We start from the raw sequence: 564 nt of genomic DNA on the forward strand, positions 1-564 counted from the left end.
GCTTTTATCAGAACACAGGGATGCTGGTGATTTTAGGAATATCTGTTTCAGTATTGCTGATTTGTAGCTCTTGTCTATTATCCTTAAAGATTCAAAAAAAGGAATTTTAAAACGACTAATTAAGTCATTTATCTGGTGGAGACTGCGAGGAAGCTTTCTTTCTATGATTTAATTTTAGGTTATTTTATAGATTGTCACCTAGTTTAGGCTACTCGGTAAAAGAGCAACTAATGGAGAAAAGCTCATATCTACTAAGTTAGTTGGAATACCATGATGTTGGCAAAATGCTAAGAAGTGTTTCTTTTCGCTTTCGGATATCTGTCCAATAATTCTATTATAGAAAATTGAACGTAAATATTCCATATCGTAAATTTTATCAGAATTCCAACCACCCTGATAAGGTCTAAAACCACTTGCTCCTATTGAAAAATAAGGTTCATTTTGTCCTCTATATATATAACTTGAAATATCGTTTTCTTCTAAAATTGAAAAATAGGCTGATATCTTATTAATATTATATTTTTTCATACTTCCTCCGAGCTTCTTTATTAAAATCCAATTTCA

The 564-nt window shown here is 30.7% G+C and carries 1 protein-coding gene; it reads right to left on the reverse strand.

Annotated features, from left to right (window positions below; all coding sequences use genetic code 11):
* Positions 1–198: 198 nt before the first annotated feature.
* The gene (locus ASE01S_RS15415; RefSeq protein WP_067844440.1) at positions 199–528 is read right to left on the reverse strand and encodes an FRG domain-containing protein; all 330 of its coding nucleotides are present in this window, start codon (positions 526–528) and stop codon (positions 199–201) included.
* Positions 529–564: the final 36 nt, after the last annotated feature.

Origin of the sequence: Amphibacillus sediminis NBRC 103570 (assembly GCF_001552275.1) — a bacterium.
GTDB lineage: Bacteria > Bacillota > Bacilli > Bacillales > Amphibacillaceae > Amphibacillus_B > Amphibacillus_B sediminis.

What these genes read in the sequence shown, in the direction of transcription:
- ASE01S_RS15415 (WP_067844440.1), bottom strand. Translation starts at nt 528, where the DNA reads ATGAAAAAATATAATATTAATAAGATATCAGCCTATTTTTCAATTTTA.